Source organism: Rubellimicrobium rubrum, assembly GCF_006152115.1.
In the GTDB taxonomy this organism is placed as follows: domain Bacteria; phylum Pseudomonadota; class Alphaproteobacteria; order Rhodobacterales; family Rhodobacteraceae; genus Rubellimicrobium; species Rubellimicrobium rubrum.
On record NZ_VDFU01000009.1, the window covers coordinates 41,791 to 60,862 of the forward strand.

The window sequence follows — 19,072 nt, forward strand, 5'->3', positions numbered from 1 at the left end:
ACGGTGAAGAACCCCTGGCCCCGAGCGCATCCGCCATGACCCCGCCCGTTCTCCAAAGCCGCCGCCACGCTCTCGGCCTCCTTGGCTGGACCCTGGTGCTTGGGGCGACACCGGCCGGCCTTTGGGGGGCTGGTCCGGCTTGGGCGCGGGACGGAGAGGACGACAGTGGCCGCGGCAACGGCAGAGACCGCGACGACGATGACCGCGACGATGGAGACGGCCAAGGCCGTGGTCGCGGACGTGGACGGGGCGGGGATGATGGACCTGACGATCGCGATGATCATGGGCGCGCCGGTGGTCAGGGGCCGGGCGCGCGAGAGGGCAGCCCGACCAGCGAGGGGGGATCACGCGACAATGGCCAGCGCCTGCGCGACGTCACGGTCCGCTACTCGGATGGCTGGGTCGAACGCATCGTCAGCGGTCGCTACGAGCTCATCGACCACCAGAGCCGTCTGGTCGTGCGCCGGACCGCGACGGCGGACGATTTCACCCGGATGATCGCACTCCGCTAGGTTTTGCGGGTCTCGGGCCAGCCTTCCCGGGCGATTAGAGCGGCCTCGGTCCGGTTCCTGGCCTGAAGCTTCTGAAGGATGGCGGTCATGTAGTGCTTGACCGTCTTTTCCTGGAGATCGAGGTCGCGCGCGACCTCCTTGTTGCTCTTGCCTTCGGCCACGCGCCGCAGGATGTCCTCCTCGCGCTTGGTCAGTGTATCGAGCGGGGTCGCCACCTTCTGCGCCCGCGGCGCGTTCAGCGCGGCCAGCACCTTCATGGCCAGGGACGGGGCCACATAGGTCCGTCCCTCGGCCAGGTCCGCCACGATCCCCACCAGTTCGCGCGCGCCCACGCCCTTGAGGATGTAGCCCGACGCGCCGGCCTTGAGCGCCTGCATCACGTCGTCGTCTTCCTCCGACACGGTGAGCATGGCGCAGCGGGGTGGCTGGTCGAGCAGCATGATCCGTCGCAGCGTCGCGATCCCGCCGCCGGGCATGGAAATGTCGAGAAGCGCCAGATCCGGCTTTTCGCGCAGGATGGCGGCTTCAGCCTCAGGCCCGGACGCGGCTTCCGCGACGACCGCGAATCGGCCCGATTCGGCGAGGGTGCGGGTCACCCCGTCGCGGTAGAGCGGATGATCGTCGGCGACGACGATGCGGATCAGGTCCATGCGGGCCCTCCGGTCTCTAGGGTCATGATGATCTCGGCCCCGCCCTCGGGGCGGGCCCGTGCGACGAAGCTGCCGCCCAGGCTTTCGACACGGTCGCGCAGGCCCGCGAGGCCCATGCCACCCGTCCGGGGATCAGGCGGCAGCCCGGGACCCCTGTCGCGCACGGCCAGCGTCAGTTCGCCAACGGTGCAAGCGAGGTCCACTTCGAGCGCCTTGCCTCCGGCGTGGCGGCCGGCGTTTCCCAAGCCTTCCTGGACGAACCGGAAGATGCAGATCCGCGCGGCAGGGCCCAGGTTCGGATCGTCGGCGCACTGGACGCGGAGGCTGACAGCCTGACCGGTCCTGGCTTCATGGGCCTCCACTGCGCCGCCGGCAATTGCTGCCACCGGCCGGGCGGCGATGTCGGGAAGCTGGAGTCCCCGCGACAGAGCCCGCACCTCGGCCATCGCCTCAGAAATAGCCGCGGCCACCCGATCGAGGTCGGTCTCGGCGGCCTGGTCGCCTAGCCGATCGCGGAGGGCGTCAAGCCGGAGCGCCGCATAGGCCAGATGCTGGGCCGGCCCGTCATGGAGGTCCGCGCCGATGCCGCGCATGGTCCGATCGGCCTGCGCTGCCGCGCGTCCTGCCGCGGCCTGGATGCGAAGGCGGAGTTCGTAGTTGCGGGTCGACAGCTCCCGCAGTTCCACAAGGCGCTGGTCCAAGGCGCGTCGCTGCGCTTCGATGGTGCGGCTTCCCCCCAGAACGATGCCATAAAGGATCGAGCCGAGGAGCAGGGTGGTCGCCGCCACGGCCCCCCACGCGCCGGCCTGCGCCGCTCGCAGGTCGCGCGCCAGTTCAGGCGCGACCTCGTAGAACTCGGCCACGGCGATGACCCGCCCCGACCACACTTCGCGGATAGGGGAGTAGATCTCCAGCAGCGGGAGGCCCAAAGCGGCTTCGGCGCTGTTCTCCTCCTCGTCGAGTTCGTCGAACGAGGCGACGACCTGCCCTTCCCAGGCCTCGCGTAGATCGTCGGTCAGGCCGAAGTTGCGTCCGATGATCGCGTCGTTCTCGGCCCAGATGACGGTTCCGTCGCCGCTCCAGAACTTGAAGGAAACGACTCGCTCGCCCAAGGGGGTGTTGACGAAGATTTCCTCAAGGGCCCGCCGTGCGCCCGGCGACAACTCGGGTGAGGCTGACAGCTGCTGGCTGATGGGTGCGATGACACTGTCGATATACAGCGCCGTCGCATTGGCCGAGTTGCGCGTCACGGCCTCCTCCAGCCGTGCCGTCAGGATGGATCCAATGGCCAGGGTCGCCAAGACCAGCACGACACTCGAGGCCACCGCGAATCGCGTGGCCAGCGACAGGCGGCTCCACCGGGCCGCCAGACTGTCGGAACTGTCCGGGCTGGTCGCGACGATCGTCATGGCCCCATTATCGCCCGGCGGTGGGGCGGGCGAAACGGTCTTTGGTCCGACGCTCAGGCGCGGCGGCAGGAATGAAGTTGCGCATCGTACATGGCCGCGCGTTCGCCCAGATCCTGCGCGACGCGCATGAGCCAAGCCTTTTCGCGGTAGCTCTGCCGCGCGAAGCCCGACCGCCCTTCGTGATAGGCCAGATACTGGTTGGTGGTGTCGTTGAGCGGGACGCCCAGCTCGGCCGTGGTTTGCGCCATGTACCAACCCATGAAGTCGGTCGCGTCGAAGATGTCGTCCCGCCGCCCGCCGCCCCGCGCACGCTGGTATTCGGCCCATGTGCCGTCCAGCGCCTGGCTGTAGCCATAGGCCGAGGACTGGCGCCCCACCGGGATCACGCCCAGGGCGTACTGATGCGGCGTCCGTGCGTTCCCGATGAACTTGGATTCCTGGTAGATGATGGCCATCTGGACCGCGACGGGAACGCCCCACTGGCGTTCGGTGGCGCGGAAGGCCCGCTGGTACGAAGGCCGCTGCTCCAGGATGCGGCAGGCGTTGTCCAGGTCACGGGGCGCGGAATACTCCCGATTGCCGCCGCAGGCCGCCACAAGGAGGACCAGCGCCAACACGCGCAGTTGCTTGCTCATCGCCCGATGTCCCTCGACTCGTCCACGGGGTCGGCCCCGCCTGTTGTTGCGGCCAGTCTAGCGCAAGAGCAGGCGGCAGGAAACCGGGTTTGCTCATGCAGGGCCCGAACCGAAGGCCTGCGGTCGACTGTTAACGCCAACGACACGGAGTGTTTCATGACCAAAACATGGCAAAATTGTGGACTTTTCAGAGACTGAGGCTTCTTATTCGAGCTGAGAGGGCCGGATCATGCGCACCACCGTCGCGAAGTACAACTTGGGCCAAGTGCTCCGCCATCGGACGCGTCCGTTCCGGGGCGTGGTGTTCGACATCGATGCGACGTTCTCCAGGACCGAGGACTGGTATCAGGCCATCCCCGAAGATGTCCGGCCCTGCCGGGATCAGCCCTTCTACCATCTCCTCGCCGAGAACGACGAGAGCGCCTACGTGGCTTATGTGTCCGAACAGAACCTCGTGCCGGACAATTCGGGCCAACCGGTGGAGCATCCAGACCTTCGCGACCTGTTCGGACCGTTTCAGGATGGGCACTACGCGCTTCAGGCGCAGCTCAACTGATCGGGTCCGGCCGCTTCCCCGGCTTGGATCACGCGGTGGGGGCTGCGTCATCCGGGCCGGGAAAGCCATGCCGTGCAGCTACCCTGCCCAGGCGACCGGGCCCGGCTGGGGAAGGAATCGGGCGGCACCAAGGCGCCTCATGCCCACAGCGTTGCGTGCACGGAAACAGGTCTTGCCTTTGCTCCTGCGCCCAGGCGTGATGCAGACCGATCCGGACCGGAGGCACCATGCGCGTCGATTATGAGGACTTGCGTCGCAACATCCTCGCCCTGACGGAGGGTGAGGACGACGCCGTGGCCCTGATGGCGACCGTCGCCTGCGAGGTTCACCATGCCGATGACCGCTTCGACTGGACCGGCTTCTACCGGGTGGTCGCGCCCGGTCTGCTCAAGATCGGTCCCTACCAGGGCGGGCATGGCTGCCTCGTGATTCCGTTCGAGCGGGGCGTCTGTGGCGCAGCCGCCCGCACGGGCGAGATCCAACTCGTCCCTGACGTGGAGGCCTTTCCGGGCCATATCGCCTGCTCCTCCTCCACCCGGAGCGAGATCGTGCTCCCGGTGCTGGACGGCGCGGGGCGTCTGATCGGCGTGTTCGACATCGACAGCGACCAAGCCGCCGCTTTTGATGAGACAGACGCGCGGGGGCTCCAGACGATTCTGGCCGCTGCCTTTTCCCGGGTGTCGTGAAGGGTTCCTGTCATTGCGGCGCTGTCCGCTTCGAGGTTCGCGGCGACGTGCGGCGGACCTCCTTCTGCCACTGCTCCCAGTGCCGAAGGCAGTCCGGCGGGGTCTGGGCCTCGGCGGACATCGCGCGCGAAGCTCTGGAGATCGAGGGGCCAGTCCGCTGGTTCGCTGCCAGCCCCAAGGCCCGGCGGGGCTTCTGCCCTGAGTGCGGAGCCTACCTGTTCTGGGAGGCCGACGGGTCGGGCGAGATCGCCTTTGGGCTCGGCGCGGTGGATGGGCCAACTGGCCTGACAGTGACGCGGCATCTGTTCGTGACGGACGTGCTGCCTTTGCCCCAAGGTCCGGTCCAGGGGACCTGCCTGTGTGGCGAAGTCAGCGTGACCCTGGAGGATAACTCTGGTGAGGTGACGGCCTGTCATTGCGTCCAGTGCCGCAAGGTGTCGGGCCATCTGCCCTTCAGCCTGGACGACCCCGACCGCCGCGCGCGGATGGAAGGGGACCTTGCGACCTATCGCAGCCCTGGGGGCGCTGTTCGTCGGTTCTGCCCTCACTGCGGCAGCAAGATCGCCTTCGACGGGGCCGAGGGTCTCAGATCGGTCTATATCGGGCTCTTCGACCTTCTCGGGGGCCACAGGCCAGACCTGCACATCTTCACGGCCTACAAGGGCGACTACTACGCGCTGCCAGCCCAGTCCCGGGCTTATCCCGGCGCTGGCCCGGCTTGAACCGGGCCCACTAGCAGCGGCTACCCTTGCCACCAGCGCCCTCGTCAGCCAGATGCCCGCCATGGACGCCACCTATAACCCGCCGCAAGACCCGCTCAGGATCCTCCATGACGACCACGAACTGGTCTTCGTGGACAAGCCTGCGGGCCTCCTCTCGGTCCCTGGCAAGGGCGAGCACCTGGCCGACTGCCTGATCGAGAGGGTGCGTAGGGTGTTCCCGACCGTCCTGCTGGTCCACCGGCTCGACCGCGACACCTCGGGCGTGATGGTCTTCGCACTGACTCCGCTCGCCCAAAGGCATCTGGGCTGGCAATTCGAGGAGCGGACGACGAAAAAGGCTTATGTCGCCCGGCTTTGGGGCGAGATGGCCGAAAAGGAAGGCACGGTGGACCGCCCGATCATGGTGGACTGGCCGAACCGCCCCAAGCAGATGATCCACCCGGACGGCCGCCCCGCCGTGACCCATTGGAAAGTCCTCAAGCGCGGTGATGGCGAGACGCGGGTTCGGCTCCACCCCGAGACGGGCCGCTCCCACCAGTTGCGGGTCCACATGGCATCGCTGGGTCACCCGATCCTGGGCGACCCGTTCTATGCCGAAGGGCCCGCGCGCGAGAATTACGAGCGCCTGATGCTCCACGCCGAAAGCCTTCAGGTCCGCCACCCCGACGGGGGGCGGACCCTGCGCATCGCCGCGCCCGCGCCGTTCTAGTTGATCAGGCCCGCGTGCCGCATCGCCGCCTGAATCGCGTCCTTGACGCGGCCGGTCGGCGGCAGCAGCGGCGAGCGGACCTCCTCCGAGCACAGCCCGAGGACCGACAGCGCGTACTTTGCCCCGGCCACGCCCGGCTCCAGGAAGATCGCCTCGTGCAGCGGCATGAGCCGATCCTGGTAGTCCAGGGCGCTCTTGTAGTCGCCGCGCAGCGTCGCCTCCTGGAACTCGGCGCAGAGACGCGGCGCGACGTTGGCGGTCACGCTGATGCACCCCCGCCCGCCATGGGCGTTGAAGCCCAGTGCGGTCGCATCCTCGCCCGACAACTGGCAGAAGTCCGTGCCGCAGGTGATCCGCTGCTTGGGCACGCGGCTCAGGTCGCCGGTCGCGTCCTTGACGCCGACGATCATCGGGAGCCGGGCCAGTTCACCCATGGTGACAGGCGTCATATCCACGACCGACCGACCGGGGATGTTGTAGATCACGATGGGAAGGCCCACCTCGGCCGCGGCACGGAAATGGGCGATGAGGCCCGCCTGGGTGGGCTTGTTGTAATACGGTGTAACAACCAGGGCCGCCGCCGCGCCCGCGCGCTTGGCCGCCTCCACGAGCCGTACCGTCTCGATGGTGTTGTTCGACCCGGCGCCTGCGATCACCGGCACCCGCCCGGCAGCCAGCTTGACCACCGTCTTGACCACGAAATCATGTTCCTCGTGGCTCAGGGTCGGGCTTTCGCCGGTCGTGCCCACGGGCACCAGCCCGTGCGAGCCTTCGGCGATCTGCCATTCCACCAGACGTTTCAGCGCATCCAGGTCGAGCTTGCCATCGCGGAAGGGGGTGACGAGGGCGGGAAGCGAGCCCTGGAACATTTCGGCGATCCTTTCCGTTGATCCACCAGACGGAACGGGGCGGTGTGACCCCGGCATCACGGCGCGGGAACCCCTAGACGGTTTTCCGCCGACTGCCAAGTTAGTGACTTGTTCGTTGACGGCACGCCTGCAACCCTGAGATGGAATTCCCTCGAATCCTTCTCCCGGACCAGGCGCCCCATGCGATTCTCGGAACTCCCTGCCTTTGCCTTCCGGCGCCTGGCGGCGTCCTCCCTTGTTCTGTCCATCGCCGCAGGTGCGGCCATGGCGGAATCGACCGCCGTATCGGCTCTGCGCGAGGCCACGCGCGAGGCGCGGTCCGGCGACTGGGAAAGCGCCTTCGCCGCCGCCGAGGATGGAGGACCGGTGGTCGAGGCCATCCTTGACTGGCAGGCGCTGCGCGACTCCGGGGGCGAGTTCCACGAATACGCGACCTTCATCACCGAGCATCCGGACTGGCCCGATCTGGACAGCCTGCGTGCGAACGGCGAGACGTCGATCCCCGCCAGTGCCTCGCCCGATGAGGTCCTGACCTATTTCGGCGAAGCCTTGCCGCAGACGGGGCAGGGGGCGCGCGCCCTGGCGCGTGCGCTGGTGGCCCAAGGGCGCGAGGACGACGCCCGCGCCATGCTGGAAAAGGTGTGGCTGACCCAGCCGCTCAACGACGCCGGACAGGCCGCCTTGGTCCAGGCCTATGGCGATTGGCTCGAGCCGCTCCACGCGCAGCGCGCGGAGGCCATGCTCTGGCGCTGGCGCACTTCGGACGCCGAGCGGATGCTGTCGCTGCTGCCCGATGAGCGGCGCGCCCTAGTGCGGGCGCGCATGGCGCTGATCCGGGGCGGCAACGCCCGCGACCTGATCGCCAAGATTCCGGGCGGTCTCCGGGACGATCCGGGCCTGGCCTATGACCGCTATAACCATCTGGCCGAGGACGGCGACTACAGCGAGGCGCTGGCGATCCTCAAGGCGCGGAGCAAGTCGGCTGAGGATCTGGGCGAGCCCTTCCGCTGGGCCGCGTGGCGTGCGCAGATCGTCCGCTGGCTCATGCGCGAAGGGCGCGCGCAGGAAGCCTACGACTTGGCAGCGAGCCATCACCTTTCCGAGCCGAGCGACGTTTACGCCGATCTTGAATGGCTGGCCGGCTATCTGAGCCTGCGTTATCTTGATGATCCCGAGCGTGCGCTCGCGCATTTCCAGGCCTCTGAGAAGGCCGTCAAGGGCCCCATCGCCGCCTCGCGCGCTGCATACTGGCAGGGGCGGGCCGAAGATGAGATCGGAGTCTTCGACGCCGCAGCCTTTTCCTATGCACGGGGCGCGCGCCATCAGACTGCCTTCTACGGGCTTCTTTCGGCCGAGCGTCTGGGCTTGTCCCTGGACCCGCGCCTGACGGGGCAGGAGGACTTCGGGGACTGGCGCAAGTCACCAGCCATGGCGGGTGACCTGACGCAGGCCATGCTGCTGCTGCTTGCCGCGGGGGATCGTGACGACGCCCTTCGCTTCACGCTCCAGCTTGCTCGGACGCTGGACCGAACGGGCATGGGGCAGCTTGGCAACCTGCTGGAGCAAATGCAGGAACCCTACATGGCCGTTCTGGCCGGAAAGGCCGCCGTGGAGCGCGGGGTCGTGATCCCGACCGCATACTTCCCGCTCCACCCGATGGCCCGGCAGGACTGGCCGGTCGAGCCTGAACTGGCGCTGTCCATCGCGCGGCGCGAATCCGAGTTCAACGCGGGCGTCGCATCGCCGGTCGGTGCGCAGGGCTTGATGCAACTCATGCCCGCCACGGCGCGCGAGGTCGCGGGCGACCTGCGATTGCCCTATTCGCGCGACCGGCTCACCGACTGGGAGTATAACGCCACGCTGGGCACGCAGTACCTCGCCATGCTGGAGCAGATGTTCGGGACTTCGCCAGTGCTGATCGCGGCCGGCTATAACGCCGGTCCCGGTCGGCCCCGTCAGTGGATGGGCCAGCGCGGCGACATCCGCGACGCCGAGGTGGATGTCGTCGATTGGATCGAGCACATCCCATTCGCCGAGACCCGCACTTACGTGATGCGCGTCGCCGAATCGATCCCGATCTATCGGGCCCGTTTGACCGGGGTGACAGGGCCGGTGCAGTTCACAGCCCTGCTCAGGGGGCAACCACCGCATATCCGACCCTTGGCGCGGCCATTCCTGGTCGCCACGGCCGATCTGATGCCGGTCGAGCGGATATCCACCTCTTCGGCGCCGCGTGCCATTGCCAAGGAAGCTGCCATCGAGGTCGATGGTCAAGCCCGGCTCCGTCCCCTGGCTCGTCCCGACGAGGGCTGAATCGGGCTGACGGGTCTGACCGCTTCGTGCCACTCTGCCCTTGCACAGCGGCAGGGGGCGTGAATGGCGAACGGGGGCGCATGGGTCGCAGCGCTCGATGGCGGCGGCACCAAGACCGCGATTGCTCTGGCCGATCGGCGCGCCGAACTGACCATTCTGCCCGAAGGGCGCGGCTGCAACCCCCAGGACGGCCCCGGCTGGGATCAGGTGCTTCGCGAAAGCCTGAACCGGGCGTTGCACAGGCCGGGCGGTCTGGCCGCCGTGGTCCTCGGGTTGCCGGGGCATGGCGAGGTGCCGGCCCACGACGCGGCCACGCGTGACCTGCTGCGCCGCACGCTGCCCGTTCCCTACGAGCCCATGAACGACGTGGCTCTCGCCCATCTTGGCGCGTTCGGCGATGGCGCGGGCGTGCTTGTTCTCTCGGGGACGGGGTCCATGGCCGTGGCTCGCGGTCCGCAAGGGGTCGTGCGCGTGGGCGGATGGGGGGATGTGCTCGGGGACGAGGGCAGCGCCGCCTGGATCGGTCGCGAGGCGTTATCCTTGGCCACACGGGCTCTCGACGGCCGCGCGCCAGAAGCTGTCCTCTTTGCCCGGGCACTCGTGCTCCGGCTTGGCCCCCAGGCGCAGGGCGACTTTGCCCCCCTGACTTGGCTCATGGTCCAATCGGGGACGCCACGCTCGGCCGTAGCGGCAGTGGCGCGCATCGTGGACGAGCTGGCCGCGCAAGGCCATGAGCCCGCGCAGCGCCTGCTCTGGCGCGCGGCGGCCGAGCTTGCGCGCATGGCCCGCGTCGCGGCGGCGCGGGCTGGGCTTGGTGCCTCCATGTCCTGGGTCGCAGCTGGCGGCGCCTTCCGAAGCGTGCTGCTGCGCGACGGAGTGGCCCGCGATCTTGGCCGGCCCCCCGTTCCTCCGCAGATGACGACCTTGGGCGGCGGCCTCTTGCGGGCGGCACGGCGGGCCGGATGGTACCCGGACCGTGCCTGGGCTGCCCGGGTGGATGCCCAACTGCGGGCCTGGACCTAGCCCTCGACCCGCAGGAGCGTCACGGTCGTTCCGCCATAGCTTCGGCGGTCGAGAAGTCCGGTTCCGGGCAGCGGCATCATCGGCCCCGCTTCCTCCCAGACCACGACCGCTTCGGGCGCGAGCCAGCCCCCCTTGAGTGCCGCCCCAAGCGCCTGCGTCCCAAGCTCTTTCCCATAAGGCGGGTCCAGGAAGACAAGGGTGAAGGGCGGCTCAGTGTTAGCGGTCAGGCGGGTCGCATCCAGCGACAGGAGCCGCGCCTGTCCATCGCGCTTGGCCAAGCGGAGGTTTTCTCGAATAAGGCGCTGGCCCACGCGTCCCTGCTCCACCAGAACCGCCTCGGACGCGCCCCGCGACAGGGCCTCCAACGCCAGGGCGCCGGTCCCGGCGAACAGGTCGAGCACGCGCGCGCCCGGCACCGAGTCGCCGAAGCGTCCGCCTTGCAGCAGATTGAAGATCGCCTCGCGCACCCGGTCGCTCGTGGGTCGCAGATGCGCTGCCGCGTCGCCCTCGCCGACCTCGGCAAGCTTCAGGCCCCGGTTGGCGCCACCGACGATCCTCACCAGCGAGGCCTCATGCCTTGAGCAGCGCCTTGAGGTCGGTGGCCGGGTCGATGACCACCTCCGGCGCGGGCGACTTCCCGGCCTCCAGGAGCCGCTTGCCGATCATGTAGGCGCGCGAGTCGTTCATGGCGTCCACTGCCACCAGTCGGTCCCCGGAGTAGTACCAGTGCGACAGGCCGCCGCCGATTTCCCGGACGAAGACCCGGTCATAGCCGGTGTTGAGCCCGGCAATCTGCAGCTTGGTGTCGTACTGGTCCGACCAGAACCAGGGCTGGGCAACATAGGGCGTGTTCGCCCCCATGATGTTCCGGGCCACCGCCTCGGCCTGATCGATGGCGTTGCCCACCGACTCCAGCCGGATTCGCCCGTCCCCATGGGGCAGGGACGCGCAGTCCCCCGCCGCCCAGACATGCGGGGCCGAGGTGCGCCCGTATTCGTCCGTCCTGATGCCGTTCTCCACCTCGATGCCCGCGCTCTCCGCCAGCTTGGTGTTCGGCACCACGCCGACGCCGACCAGCACGAGGTCCACGGGGATCTCCTCACCGGTGGACAACACCGCGCCTCGCACATGGCCGTTCTCGCCCAGCAGCCCTTCAAGGCCGACGCTTTCGCGGATTGTCACGCCCATGGCGGCGTGGAGCCTGCGGAAATAGTCGGAGGTCTCGGGCGAGGCCACGCGCTGCAGGATGCGGGGGGCCATCTCGACCAACGTGACCGCCAGCCCCCGCTTGGCGCAGACCGCCGCTGCCTCGAGGCCGATATAGCCGCCCCCCACGACAAGGACGCGCTTGCCCTCTGCCAGCTCGGGTGCCAGACGGTCGGCGTCGCGGATGTCGCGCATGACCAGAACGCCGTCGAGGTCGCCCCCGATCGCCGCTGGAAGCCGGCGGGGGGTGGAGCCGGTGGTCAGCGCCAGCTCGTCGTAAGGGACCACTCCGCCGGTGACGAGGCTGACCTCCCTGCGTCCGGTGTCGATGAACGCGACCTCGGCCCCCAGGCGAAGGTCGATACCCTGCTCGGCATAGAAGCTCTCGGGCCGCAGATAGAGCCGCTCACGCGCCAGTTCGCCCAGCAGGTAGTCCTTGGACAGCGGCGGGCGCTGGTAGGGGGGGTGGGGCTCGGCCCCGATGAGGGTGATCTGGCCGTCGAAGCCGTCCTCGCGCAGCCGCGCCGTCAGCGCCAGCCCCGCTTGGCCCGCACCCACCACCACAACATGGGTCATGCCGCCCCCCTCCCGCTTGACGGCAGGCAACCTATCCTCCCTTGCTGCACGCGCAATCGCAAAAGAGGATTCCCATGGCGGTCAAGGCTGGCGAACGGATGCCCGAGGGCAAGCTTCTGAAGATGGGTGCGAACGGCGTGGACGGCGTAGACACGCGCGACCTGTTCGCCGGTCGGCGGGTGGTCGTGTTCGGGCTGCCCGGCGCCTTCACCGGCACCTGCTCGACGGCGCATGTGCCCAGCTACATGCGGGTGATGCCTTCCCTTACCGCGCGGGGCGTGGACGAGGTCATCTGCGTGGCGGCCAACGATCCTTGGGTGATGAAGGCCTGGGGCGAGGCGACCGGGGCGGCCTCGGCGGGCATCACCATGCTTGCCGACCCCTCGGGCGACTGGATCGAGGTCCTGGGCACGGCCTTCGATGCGCCGCAGGTCGGCTTCCACCGCCGCTCGCGCCGGTTCTCGGCGCTGGTCGTGGATGGGGTGGTGGAAATCTGGCACGAGGAGGCGGGCCCCGGCGTCTGCGAAGCCACCGCCGGCGAGGCGATGCTGACCGCCATGGGCTGACCTGTCGGCCCGCAAGCGGCTGCCGTTCTGGCCCGGCCGGTTGGCCGGGTTCGGGCATGGGCCGACGCCCTAGGCCGGCCCGTTGGAGTGGCCGGGGCGCTGCACCTGGCACAGGCACTGTATCTCCTGCGCCAGGTCCCGCTGCACCTCGGCCGCCCCGGCGTACCGGTCGATCACTGCGGCCATGTCGGTGTCGAGCCGCGTGAGCCCGCCCGCGTCATGCGTGGTCAGCCGCAGGTCCACGACGTTGTAGACGTTGCGCCAGTCGGGGTGATGATTCCGCTTCTCGGCCAGCAGGGCCACCCGGCTCATGAAGGCCCAGGCCTCGGAGAAGCTGCGGAACTTCCAGATCTTGCGCAGCGCGTCCGTGTCCGGGTCCGCGCCCCATCCGGCCTCGCCCAGGGGCGGGAGCAGCTCCTGACGCTCCGCCTCGCTCAGGAGGTCAGGCATTCTCGGCCTTCTTCTCGGCCAAGAGCCTGTCGTCGATCTCTGCGGCCCGCCGCAAGGCCGGACGCTCCTTGATCCGGTCCCAGTAGGTGACAAAGGCCGGCTCCGATGGCACCGAGCCGAACATCAGCCCCCAGCCGATCTGCGCGCCGACATAGGCGTCCACGACCGTGAAGCGGTCGTCGCAAAAGTAGCTTCGCCCATCCAGATGCCCGACCAGCGTCGCAATCACGTCGTCGAAGCAGCCATATCCGATCATGCCGCGCCGCTCGCCCGGCACCTCGAAGCCCAGGGCCCGGTTCGTCACCGCGTATTCCAGCGGCCCCGCCCCGAAGTACATCCAGCGATAGAAGCCTGCCCGATCCTCCGGCATTAGGTTCGCTTGCGGAAAAGCCTCGGCCAGATAGGACAGGATCGCGGGCACCTCGGTCACCACGGTCCCGTCATGGACCAGCGTCGGCACCTTGCCCATCGGGTTGATCGCCCGGTACTCCGGCGCCTTCATCATCGGGCCATAGTCGAGGATGCGGGCCTCGTAGGGCTCGCCCACCTCCTCCAGCATCCAGCGGGCCATGCGGCCCCGCGACATCGGGTTGGTGTAAAGCGTCAGAGCCATAGGTCAGTCCTGTTCGACATGGGCCTCGCGCCGGAACGGGCCCAAGGCCGTGAGCACCTCGATCTCTTCTCCCACGGCCTCCCGCTCCCGGTCCAGGAAATCCGCGATGGCGGCGCGGAACCGCTCGTCCCCGATCCAGTGGAGCGAATGGCACATCACCGGCTTATAACCGCGGGCGATCTTGTGCTCCCCTTGCGCGCCCGCCTCCACGCGGGACAGACCGTGCGCCAAGGCCCAATCGATGGCCTGATAATAGCAAAGCTCGAAATGCATCATCGGGATATGCTCGGTCGCGCCCCAGTAGCGGCCGAACAGCGTGTCCCGGCCCACGAAGTTCCAGGCCCCCGCCACGGGCCGGTCGTTCCGCGTCGCGAAGAACAGGAGGCAGTCGTCGCGCAGCCGCTCGGCCGCCAGGTCGAAGAAGCTGCGGGTCAGGTAGGGGCTGCCCCATTTCCTCGCGCCGGTGTCTTGGTAGAACCGCCACATCGCATCCCAATGGCGCTTCTCGATGGCCTCGCCGGTCAGGGCGACGATCTCGCCCCCAAAGCCCTGCGCCTCGGCCCGTTCCTTGCGGATGGTCTTGCGCTTGCGGGACGACAGGGCCCCGAGGAACCCATCGAAGCTGCCATAGCCCTCATCCTCCCAGTGATACTGCTGGGACGCGCGGGGCAGGAGGCCCATGGCTTCCCCGGCCTCGGCTTCCTGCTCGGTGCAGAAGGTGACATGGACCGAGGACAGGTGGTTGTCGGCTGCGATCTTGACCGCGGCCTGCACCAGACCCGCCCGGCCCGCCATCTCGTGACCCGGGCGGCACAGGAAGCGCCGGCCGGTCACCGGCGTGAAGGGAACCGCCATCTGCAGCTTGGGGTAGTAGCTCCCGCCCGCCCGCTCCCAGGCATTGGCCCAGGACCAGTCGAAGATGTATTCCCCTTGGCTATGGCTCTTGGCGTAGAGCGGGGCCACTGCGATGGTCTCGCCTCCCATCTGGACCGACAGGTGCCGGGGCTGCCACCCCGACCTGCCCCCGACACTGCGGCTGTCCTCCAGCGCCAGAAGGAACCGATGTGTGGTGAACGGGTCCAGCGGCCGCCCGCCATCCGCCGCCTCGGGGCAGGCGCAGGCGTCCCAGACCTCGGGCGCGATCTCGGCGATGCGGTCATGGACGCTGACTTCCAGCGTCGTCACGCGAGATAACCTTCGAAGGTCACGTTGTCCGCCAGGGCTCGCGCTTCCCGCTCCGCCTCGGCGGACCGGATCGTCCAGCACAACACCGCCGCACCGCCCGCCTTCAGCTCGCCGATCCGCGCCCGCCCCAGATCGCGGTATTGATGGCTGACAAAGCAGGCCCCCGCCGTCTCGTAGTCCGGGATCTCCCGCAGGCGCGCGCAGACCTCCTCGGGAAGCCCGGGCCAATCCTTCGGATCGTAGGCCTCGGTCGTGAGCCCGCGGGGCCTGTCGGGCGCCAGATGGCGCAGCGCGATCACTGAATGCGGGTTGAAGGACATCAGCGCCGCCGGTCCCTCGTAGCCGTGCAGGGCCCGTGCGGTCGCTTCCTCCAGTTGCCCGTCCACCGGACCCAGCACGCCGGTCTGGTCCTTGACCTCGATGAGCAGCGGCACCCGGCCCGCGACCAGTCTCAGGACCTCGGCCAGCGTCGGGATGCCCTCCTCGCCATGGTGCAAGGTCAGACGGCCCAACTCCTCGGCCGTGCGGTCCTTGACCAGCCCCTCCACCCCGGTGAGCCGCAGGAGCGCCTCGTCGTGGAAGACCATCGGCACCCCGTCGGCCGACCGCTGGAGGTCAAACTCGATGCCATAACCGGCCTCAACGGCGGCGCGGATGGCCGCGCGGCTGTTCTCGGGGCGGCTGCCCTGAATGTCGTGCAGCGCCCGATGCGCGATCGGCCGTGCGAGAAATGCATGTGGCAGCGTCATCGCAGAAGGAACACCCCTTCCACCTCGACCGCCGCGCCAAGCGGCAGGGCCACGACACCGACGGCCGAACGGGCGTGCCGGCCTGCGTCGCCCAGCACCGCGACCATTAGTTCGGAGGCGCCGTTGATCACCTTGGGCTGGTCGAAGAACCCTGGCGCGGAGGCCACGAAGCCCGTCAGCTTGACCACCTGCACCAGCCGGCCCCATTCGCCCCCGCAGGCAGCCCGAGCTTGGGCCAGAAGATGCAGCGCGCAGGACTGCGCCGCGCGCGCGCCGCTTTCGACGTCCATGTCCTGACCCAGCGTGCCCTGGATGACGCCGCCGCCGTCGCGTGCGATTTGCCCCGAGACATGGAGCAGGTCGCCGGCCCGGACGAAAGGCACATAGGCGGCCAGTGGCGCGGCGGGTTCAGGTAGGTCCAGCCCCAATCCACGCAGCCGCTCCTCTACATCGATCATGGTGGTCCCCCTGCCTGTCCGGCGGGCAAGCTAGCCCGGGGCAGGGGGCCCGTCCATCACGTCTCGTCCATCAGGTCTCGCGGAAGGACTTGGCGAAGTAGTCGGTCAGCGGCTTCGTGAGGAAGGACAGGGGCGTGCGCTCCCCCGTCCGGATGAAGGCCTCGACGGGCATGCCGGGAATGAGGCTAAGGCCCTCGGGGAGCTTGGCCATCTCGCCTTCTTCGATCGTCACCTCGGCGCGATAGTAGGACATGCGCGAGTTCTGGTCCTGGAAGGCGTCCGCCGAGACGGACATGACCCGTGCCTTGAGCTCGGGTGTCTCGCGCTGGTTAAAGGCCGAGAAGCGGAGAGTCACCTCTTGGCCGACATGAACCTCATCGACGTGGATGGGCTCGACCTGGGCAGAGATGACCAGAGGACGATCCTGCGGCACGAGATAAAGGAGCGGATCGGCCGGACGGATCACCGACCGAGGCGCAAACACGGCAAGCCCGTAGACGATCCCCGACACCGGAGCCCGGATGTCGAGCCGGTCCAGCCGGGTCAGCAGGGCCATGCGCTTCTCGGACAGTTCAATCTGGTTGAAGCCCAGATCGCGGAGCGCCGAGGAGGCTTCCTCGCGCCCTTGCGACTCGATGCGGAGGATCTGGATCTCGATCTCCGTGATCCTGCCCTCGGCCTGTGCAACAGAGGCCGTCAGCTCACCCTGCCGGCCCATGAGGTTGGCCTGCTCGCGTTCAAGCTCCAGCAAGCGCCCAGCTTGAGCAAGGCCTCGATCAAAGAGCGACCGCTGGCTGGTCAGCTCCCGCTCGATCAGCTCAAGCTGAGTCGCGGTGGCGGCCTGTTGCGCCTTGATCCCTTCGATCTGGTCGGCGGTCTGGTCGCGCTGGCGGGCCAACTGTTCGGCCTCGCGCTCGGCCGTTTCCTTGCGGGCCCGGAACAGCCGCTCGGAGCCCTGCATGAGCTCGGCCGCGACAGGGTTCTTGGAATCGCGGAGGAGAGGATTGAATACGAGCTGGTCGTGCTCGCCTTCCTCAGCCTCGAAGCGGGCGCGGCGGGCCAGGATCTCGAGCAGCTGGCCTTCGGTGACCGCGAGGTCGCTCCGGAGCTGTTCCGCGTCCAAGCGGATGAGCAGGTCGCCCTGCTCGACGCGCTGGCCTTCTTCGACCTCGATGGAGGCCACGACGCCGCCGTCCGGGTGCTGGACGACCTGCCGGTTCTGAGCGACCTCGACCCGGCCATGGGCGATGACCGCCCCGGTGATGTGCGTCGTGGCCCCCCAGGCCCCGAACCCGCCGACGAGGAGGGCGAGGACAAGGCTTCCGGTCAGGAGCGGGGAGCGCGCCGACCAGCGGGCATCGGTGGCGGCGCTCATGTCACGCCTCCCGCCGGGCCTTGGGCCGCGATCTGACGATGGTTGGCGACCATTTCGCGAAGGATCTCCTCTTTGGGGCCGAAGGCGCGGCGCGCCCCGCCCTCGATCATCAGGAGCAGGTCGCATTCCTGGATCGCGGCCGGACGGTGGGCCATGATCAGGATTGCGGCGCCCCGCTCCTTGAGGGTCTTGATGGCGGCGTTGAGCGCAAGAGAGCCATCGTTGTCGAGGTTCGAGTTGGGCTCGTCGAGCACCACGATCACCGGATCGCCGTATAGCGCGCGCGCCAGGCCGATCCTCTGGATCTGTCCGCCCGAGAGCCGTCCGCCGTTCGCGGTCACCCGCGTGTCGTAGCCATCGGGCAGGCGCAGGATCATCTCATGCGCCGCAGCGGCCTGCGCGGCGCGGACCACTTCGGCGTCGTCGGGGGCCGTCGACAGACGAGCGATGTTTTCCTTGATGGTCCCATCGAACAGGGACACGCGCTGCGGCAGGTACCCCACGTACTTGCCCAGGACGTCCGGGTCGTACTGGTCCAGCGCCGCGCCATCCAGCCGGATCTTGCCGCCGGCGACGCGCCAGGTGCCAGTGATCGCACGCGCCAAGGTGGACTTGCCCGCGCCGGACGTGCCGATCACCCCCACGGCCTGACCGGGCTCGACCTTGAAGGACACCATCCGCAGGGTGGCCTGCTGTTCACCGGGAGGGATGACGGTGACCTGCTCCAGTTCGAGCCGCCCTTTGGGGCGCGGCAGGGCAGTGCGCTTGTATTCTTCGGGCACCTCGCCCAGAAGGACGGACAGGTTGCGCCAGCCCTCCCGTCCGCGCTGAATGATTGCCCACTGGCCCACGATCATCTCGATGGGCGACAAGGCGCGGCCCAGCAGGATGGAACTCGCAATCATCACGCCGCCGGTCGCCCAGCCTTCGAGCACGAGAAAGGCCCCCAGGCCCAGCATCGCCGACTGGAGGAAGATCCGTACGGCCTTGATGATCGCCGCATAGCTGCCGCCCGCGTCCTGCGCCGCGATCGAGGCATCGAGCGAGCGGCCCCGGGCCTGCTGCCAGCGGTTGAAGGCCGCGTCGCGCATGCCGAGCGACTGAATCGTTTCGCCCTCGCTGCGAACCTGCGCGCCCATGGACTCGGCTGCCATCGTGGTCTGGGCAGCGACTTCCAAGGGGCGGCGCGTGGACGCTTGGTTGGCCAGCGCCAGCACGATCAGCACCGCCGCGCCACCCAGCCCGAGATAGCCCAGCCAGGGATGGAAGATGAAGATGCCTGCAAAGAAGATGGGCGCGAACGGCAAGTCGAACATCGCCATCATCGCCGGCGAGGTCAGGGCCTTCTGCACGCCTTCAAGATCGCGCAGGCCCGACTGGGCCTCGCGCTGGGCGCGGGCGAGGGAAGGCGCCCGCAAGGCCGCGGAAAAGACGCGCCGGTCGAGGCGGGCCTGGAACCGCGCGCCGATCCGCCCCATGACCCGGCCCCGGACATAGTCCAGCACGCCCATGCAGGCATAAAGGAAGGCCATCAGCACCGACAACGCTACCAAAGTCTCGAAGGAGCGGGAACCCAGGACCCGGTCATACACGTTCATCATGTAGAGCGGGCTGGTGAGCATCAGCATGTTCACGAAGAAGCTGAAGATCGCCACGGACCAGTAAAGCCATCGGCTTTCCGCTCGCGCTGCCCTGAGTTCAGCCGCGCCTCGCGCGGCAGCGTCGTCCTTGGCCATGTTCCCCTCAACCACCCGCGCAGTTTCAACGCAGGGTTCAATCGTGATGCCTCGGGGGGTTCCGCCCGTTGCGT

Annotated in this window: 21 protein-coding genes; 8 read left to right on the forward strand and 13 right to left on the reverse strand. The window is 68.4% G+C overall.

What is annotated here, in order from left to right:
* Nucleotides 1-35: 35 nt before the first annotated feature.
* The gene (locus FHG66_RS09830) at nt 36-512 is read left to right on the forward strand and encodes a hypothetical protein (protein ID WP_139076581.1); all 477 of its coding nucleotides are present in this window, start codon (nt 36-38) and stop codon (nt 510-512) included.
* Here the strand turns inward: FHG66_RS09830 and FHG66_RS09835 are convergent.
* The 3 genes from FHG66_RS09835 to FHG66_RS09845 are packed head-to-tail and all read right to left on the reverse strand — an operon-like array spanning nt 509 to nt 3,206.
* Nucleotides 509-1,162 (reverse strand): response regulator, encoded by a 654-nt coding sequence (locus tag FHG66_RS09835; RefSeq protein ID WP_139076582.1) that lies wholly within the window; start codon nt 1,160-1,162, stop codon nt 509-511. The genes FHG66_RS09830 and FHG66_RS09835 overlap by 4 nt on opposite strands.
* Entirely contained in the window at nt 1,153-2,571 is a 1,419-nt protein-coding gene (locus FHG66_RS09840; protein WP_139076583.1) for a sensor histidine kinase, read from the reverse strand. The genes FHG66_RS09835 and FHG66_RS09840 overlap by 10 nt, the downstream gene beginning before the upstream one ends.
* Nucleotides 2,572-2,624: 53 nt before the next feature.
* Entirely contained in the window at nt 2,625-3,206 is a 582-nt protein-coding gene (locus FHG66_RS09845) for a transglycosylase SLT domain-containing protein (protein ID WP_139076584.1), read from the reverse strand.
* 229 nt (nt 3,207-3,435) lie between these two features.
* Between FHG66_RS09845 and hspQ the strand changes: the two genes are divergently transcribed.
* The 4 genes from hspQ to FHG66_RS09865 all read left to right on the forward strand — a co-directional run bounded on the left by hspQ (nt 3,436) and on the right by FHG66_RS09865 (nt 5,879).
* A complete protein-coding gene (hspQ, locus tag FHG66_RS09850) occupies nt 3,436-3,762 on the forward strand; it encodes a heat shock protein HspQ (RefSeq protein ID WP_139076585.1) in 327 nt (108 codons plus the stop codon).
* Between the two features lie 227 nt (nt 3,763-3,989).
* Nucleotides 3,990-4,448, forward strand: a complete 459-nt coding sequence (locus FHG66_RS09855; protein ID WP_139076586.1) for a GAF domain-containing protein — start codon at nt 3,990-3,992, stop codon at nt 4,446-4,448.
* Between the two features lie 47 nt (nt 4,449-4,495).
* Nucleotides 4,496-5,170, forward strand: a complete 675-nt coding sequence (locus FHG66_RS22755; protein WP_342777486.1) for a GFA family protein — start codon at nt 4,496-4,498, stop codon at nt 5,168-5,170.
* A 61-nt stretch (nt 5,171-5,231) separates the two neighbouring features.
* Complete coding sequence (locus FHG66_RS09865; RefSeq protein ID WP_139076587.1) at nt 5,232-5,879, forward strand: RluA family pseudouridine synthase; 648 nt, start codon at nt 5,232-5,234, stop codon at nt 5,877-5,879.
* On the opposite strand, the gene dapA is transcribed toward FHG66_RS09865, so the two are convergent.
* The gene (dapA, locus tag FHG66_RS09870) at nt 5,876-6,748 is read right to left on the reverse strand and encodes a 4-hydroxy-tetrahydrodipicolinate synthase (protein ID WP_139076588.1); all 873 of its coding nucleotides are present in this window, start codon (nt 6,746-6,748) and stop codon (nt 5,876-5,878) included. The genes FHG66_RS09865 and dapA overlap by 4 nt on opposite strands.
* A 180-nt stretch (nt 6,749-6,928) precedes the next feature.
* Here dapA and FHG66_RS09875 point away from each other — a divergent pair, with 180 nt between their 5' ends.
* Both FHG66_RS09875 and FHG66_RS09880 read left to right on the forward strand, forming a co-directional pair.
* The gene (locus FHG66_RS09875; RefSeq protein ID WP_139076589.1) at nt 6,929-9,061 is read left to right on the forward strand and encodes a lytic transglycosylase domain-containing protein; all 2,133 of its coding nucleotides are present in this window, start codon (nt 6,929-6,931) and stop codon (nt 9,059-9,061) included.
* 63 nt (nt 9,062-9,124) lie between these two features.
* Complete coding sequence (locus tag FHG66_RS09880; RefSeq protein ID WP_139076590.1) at nt 9,125-10,084, forward strand: BadF/BadG/BcrA/BcrD ATPase family protein; 960 nt, start codon at nt 9,125-9,127, stop codon at nt 10,082-10,084.
* Here the strand turns inward: FHG66_RS09880 and rsmD are convergent.
* Complete coding sequence (gene rsmD / locus FHG66_RS09885) at nt 10,081-10,644, reverse strand: 16S rRNA (guanine(966)-N(2))-methyltransferase RsmD (protein WP_139076591.1); 564 nt, start codon at nt 10,642-10,644, stop codon at nt 10,081-10,083. The genes FHG66_RS09880 and rsmD overlap by 4 nt on opposite strands.
* A 10-nt stretch (nt 10,645-10,654) precedes the next feature.
* The gene (locus FHG66_RS09890; protein ID WP_139076592.1) at nt 10,655-11,866 is read right to left on the reverse strand and encodes an NAD(P)/FAD-dependent oxidoreductase; all 1,212 of its coding nucleotides are present in this window, start codon (nt 11,864-11,866) and stop codon (nt 10,655-10,657) included.
* Nucleotides 11,867-11,940: 74 nt separating this feature from the next.
* On the opposite strand from FHG66_RS09890, the gene FHG66_RS09895 reads away from it, so the two are divergent.
* Complete coding sequence (locus FHG66_RS09895; RefSeq protein WP_139076593.1) at nt 11,941-12,432, forward strand: peroxiredoxin; 492 nt, start codon at nt 11,941-11,943, stop codon at nt 12,430-12,432.
* A 69-nt stretch (nt 12,433-12,501) separates the two neighbouring features.
* Here FHG66_RS09895 and FHG66_RS09900 read toward each other — a convergent pair whose 3' ends face one another.
* The 7 genes from FHG66_RS09900 to FHG66_RS09930 form a co-directional block, all read right to left on the reverse strand.
* Nucleotides 12,502-12,882, reverse strand: coding sequence for a 4a-hydroxytetrahydrobiopterin dehydratase (locus tag FHG66_RS09900; RefSeq protein ID WP_139076594.1), 381 nt, complete (start codon nt 12,880-12,882; stop codon nt 12,502-12,504).
* Entirely contained in the window at nt 12,875-13,495 is a 621-nt protein-coding gene (locus FHG66_RS09905) for a glutathione S-transferase family protein (RefSeq protein WP_139076595.1), read from the reverse strand. The genes FHG66_RS09900 and FHG66_RS09905 overlap by 8 nt, the downstream gene beginning before the upstream one ends.
* 3 nt (nt 13,496-13,498) lie before the next feature.
* Complete coding sequence (locus tag FHG66_RS09910; RefSeq protein ID WP_139076596.1) at nt 13,499-14,680, reverse strand: GNAT family N-acetyltransferase; 1,182 nt, start codon at nt 14,678-14,680, stop codon at nt 13,499-13,501.
* Nucleotides 14,677-15,429 carry a glycerophosphodiester phosphodiesterase family protein gene (locus FHG66_RS09915; protein ID WP_139076597.1) on the reverse strand — a complete coding sequence of 251 codons (753 nt, stop codon included), beginning with the start codon at nt 15,427-15,429 and terminating at the stop codon, nt 14,677-14,679. The genes FHG66_RS09910 and FHG66_RS09915 overlap by 4 nt, the downstream gene beginning before the upstream one ends.
* The gene (locus FHG66_RS09920; RefSeq protein ID WP_139076598.1) at nt 15,426-15,887 is read right to left on the reverse strand and encodes a RidA family protein; all 462 of its coding nucleotides are present in this window, start codon (nt 15,885-15,887) and stop codon (nt 15,426-15,428) included. The genes FHG66_RS09915 and FHG66_RS09920 overlap by 4 nt, the downstream gene beginning before the upstream one ends.
* A 70-nt stretch (nt 15,888-15,957) precedes the next feature.
* On the reverse strand, nt 15,958-17,262 hold the full coding sequence (locus FHG66_RS09925) for an HlyD family type I secretion periplasmic adaptor subunit (RefSeq protein ID WP_139076599.1): 1,305 nt from the start codon (nt 17,260-17,262) through the stop codon (nt 15,958-15,960).
* Nucleotides 17,259-18,998, reverse strand: coding sequence for a type I secretion system permease/ATPase (locus tag FHG66_RS09930; RefSeq protein ID WP_139076600.1), 1,740 nt, complete (start codon nt 18,996-18,998; stop codon nt 17,259-17,261). The genes FHG66_RS09925 and FHG66_RS09930 overlap by 4 nt, the downstream gene beginning before the upstream one ends.
* Nucleotides 18,999-19,072 lie beyond the last annotated feature (74 nt).

What these genes read in the sequence shown, in the direction of transcription:
- FHG66_RS09905 (WP_139076595.1), bottom strand. Translation starts at nt 13,495, where the DNA reads ATGGCTCTGACGCTTTACACCAACCCGATGTCGCGGGGCCGCATGGCC.
- FHG66_RS09900 (WP_139076594.1), bottom strand. Translation starts at nt 12,882, where the DNA reads ATGCCTGACCTCCTGAGCGAGGCGGAGCGTCAGGAGCTGCTCCCGCCC.
- FHG66_RS09915 (WP_139076597.1), bottom strand. Translation starts at nt 15,429, where the DNA reads ATGACGCTGCCACATGCATTTCTCGCACGGCCGATCGCGCATCGGGCG.
- FHG66_RS09835 (WP_139076582.1), bottom strand. Translation starts at nt 1,162, where the DNA reads ATGGACCTGATCCGCATCGTCGTCGCCGACGATCATCCGCTCTACCGC.
- FHG66_RS09930 (WP_139076600.1), bottom strand. Translation starts at nt 18,998, where the DNA reads ATGGCCAAGGACGACGCTGCCGCGCGAGGCGCGGCTGAACTCAGGGCA.
- FHG66_RS09890 (WP_139076592.1), bottom strand. Translation starts at nt 11,866, where the DNA reads ATGACCCATGTTGTGGTGGTGGGTGCGGGCCAAGCGGGGCTGGCGCTG.
- dapA (WP_139076588.1), bottom strand. Translation starts at nt 6,748, where the DNA reads ATGTTCCAGGGCTCGCTTCCCGCCCTCGTCACCCCCTTCCGCGATGGC.
- FHG66_RS09875 (WP_139076589.1), top strand. Translation starts at nt 6,929, where the DNA reads ATGCGATTCTCGGAACTCCCTGCCTTTGCCTTCCGGCGCCTGGCGGCG.
- hspQ (WP_139076585.1), top strand. Translation starts at nt 3,436, where the DNA reads ATGCGCACCACCGTCGCGAAGTACAACTTGGGCCAAGTGCTCCGCCAT.
- FHG66_RS09920 (WP_139076598.1), bottom strand. Translation starts at nt 15,887, where the DNA reads ATGATCGATGTAGAGGAGCGGCTGCGTGGATTGGGGCTGGACCTACCT.
- FHG66_RS09855 (WP_139076586.1), top strand. Translation starts at nt 3,990, where the DNA reads ATGCGCGTCGATTATGAGGACTTGCGTCGCAACATCCTCGCCCTGACG.
- FHG66_RS09840 (WP_139076583.1), bottom strand. Translation starts at nt 2,571, where the DNA reads ATGACGATCGTCGCGACCAGCCCGGACAGTTCCGACAGTCTGGCGGCC.
- FHG66_RS09865 (WP_139076587.1), top strand. Translation starts at nt 5,232, where the DNA reads ATGGACGCCACCTATAACCCGCCGCAAGACCCGCTCAGGATCCTCCAT.
- FHG66_RS09880 (WP_139076590.1), top strand. Translation starts at nt 9,125, where the DNA reads ATGGCGAACGGGGGCGCATGGGTCGCAGCGCTCGATGGCGGCGGCACC.
- FHG66_RS09895 (WP_139076593.1), top strand. Translation starts at nt 11,941, where the DNA reads ATGGCGGTCAAGGCTGGCGAACGGATGCCCGAGGGCAAGCTTCTGAAG.
- FHG66_RS09845 (WP_139076584.1), bottom strand. Translation starts at nt 3,206, where the DNA reads ATGAGCAAGCAACTGCGCGTGTTGGCGCTGGTCCTCCTTGTGGCGGCC.
- FHG66_RS09925 (WP_139076599.1), bottom strand. Translation starts at nt 17,262, where the DNA reads ATGAGCGCCGCCACCGATGCCCGCTGGTCGGCGCGCTCCCCGCTCCTG.
- FHG66_RS09830 (WP_139076581.1), top strand. Translation starts at nt 36, where the DNA reads ATGACCCCGCCCGTTCTCCAAAGCCGCCGCCACGCTCTCGGCCTCCTT.